Below are 1,718 nucleotides of genomic sequence, written 5' to 3'. Positions count from 1 at the left end.
GGGTGAGGGGATGCCGGGCGTCGGCGTCGGCGAGCGTGCCTTCGGGGAGGGCGTGGCGGGCCCGGGCGCGGCGGGCCTCGTCGTCGGTGAGGTCGCCGAGCCGTACGCAGGGCGGAACGTGCCCCTGCGGCTCGCCGTGCAGCAGCTCGGCCGGGAAGGCGGCCCCCTCCCAGTACTCGGCCCGGCACGCCACGACCAGCCGCGCCCCCGTCTCCCGCAGCCACTCCGCCGTGCCCTCGGTCCACTCGGCGAGGCGGTGCGCGAGGACCGGGGGCATCTCCTCGGGGCCGTCGAGGAGCAGGAACAGGGGGCGGCCGGCGGCGCCGGACAGCCGGGCCAGTTGCTCGGGGGTGGTGTCGCCCAGCTCGGCCGGGCCGGTGTCCGTGGCGGCCGCCACGATCCGGGCCGCCCGGGTGAGCGCGCGCCGGGCCGCGTCGGCCACCGAGGTGTCGGTGTCCTCCAGGTCGGCGCCGCGCAGCCAGAGCGTGGGGGCCGGGGCGGGGCCGCGGTGACGGCGGGCGGCGAGGGCCGCCAGCTGTGTCGTACGGCCGCTGCCGGGCGGTCCGACGAGGGCGAGGACGGGGGCCCGGCCCTCGGTGACCGCGGCGAACTCCCCGGCGACCGCCGCTCGTTCGACCGGTTCGGTCGGGTCCTCGGGGCCCACGTGCCCGGCGAGGGCGCCCGGCGGCCCGTCCTGGCCCACCGAGGTGGCCGTCAGCTCCAGCACACCGGCGAGGTTGAGGTCGGGCCCGTACGCCGGGACCGTCTCGGCGTTCTCCGCGAGGAGGTCGGCGAGGGGTCCGGGGCGCACGGGGCGGAGCGGGACCGCGTAGGCGCTGTCGCGGTGGCCGCTGTACAGGGCGGTGCCGAGGACGGCGACCACCGCGCCGGTGCCGGCGTCGAGCACGGGTCCGCCGGCGGCCCCGCCGCCCAGCCGCAGCGCGTCGCGTCCGGCGGTGCCGATCGCCAACTCCAGGGCGCCGTCGAGGAGATGGCGGCGGTCGGTGGCCGTGTAGGTGACGGCGGCGGGGCCGAGCACGCGGGCCTCGCGCCAGCAGCCGGCGGGAAGCCGTACATAGGCGCCGGTCTCGACGGTGTCGCGCACGGAGACGGGCAGCGGGTCCACGCCCAGCCCCTCGGTCCGCACGAGCGCCAGATCCAGCTCGGGCAGCGGGGTCACGGCGTCGGCGGCGACCACGCAACTGCGGTCCCCGGCGTGCAGCACGAGCCGGGGCAGTCCGTCGACGGTCTCGTGACTGGTGACGACGGTGCCGTGGTGATCGGCGGCGAAGCCGGTCCCCCTCAGCCGCCCCGCCAGATCGTGGATCCGCACAAGTCGCGCGTCCTGCCCGGGCGTGGCCGAGATCTGCTCCCGGCGCGCGGGCTCGGAACGGTCCTCGCGCCGCCCCCACTTGTGCCTCTCGCACCTGTGTCGCGACGGCCCGTCGTCCTCGGTGGCCGCCCGGTCGCCCCACCGGACCCGCCGCCCGCTCTCGCGCCCCTCCCGGCCGGGCGGCACGGCTCCACCGACGGAGTCACCCCCTGCCGCCATGGCCGAACCTCCCCGCCGTACGCACGTTCCTGTTCTCGACGTTAGGCGTGCGGTGATCAGCGGGACAGATCTCGTGGTGAACGCGCCCCCTTCTGCTCCCCCGGTTCACTCCGAGCGCCTGCCCGCGCGGGTGAATGGAAGGGGGACGGCGGATACACCCTAGGGG

General features: G+C 77.6%; 1 protein-coding gene. It reads right to left on the bottom strand.

Translation table 11 applies throughout. The features are described from left to right. Positions 1 to 1,552: trypsin-like peptidase domain-containing protein (locus AOJ26_RS41185; RefSeq protein WP_324614014.1), on the bottom strand; the 1,552-nt coding region annotated here is incomplete at its 3' end. Positions 1,553 to 1,718 lie beyond the last annotated feature (166 nt).

This window comes from Streptomyces sp. NRRL B-24085 (assembly GCF_001282115.1).
GTDB lineage: Bacteria > Actinomycetota > Actinomycetes > Streptomycetales > Streptomycetaceae > Streptomyces.
The sequence above is the reverse complement of the archived record's forward strand: the minus strand, read 5'-3'. Positions and strand labels throughout refer to the sequence as shown.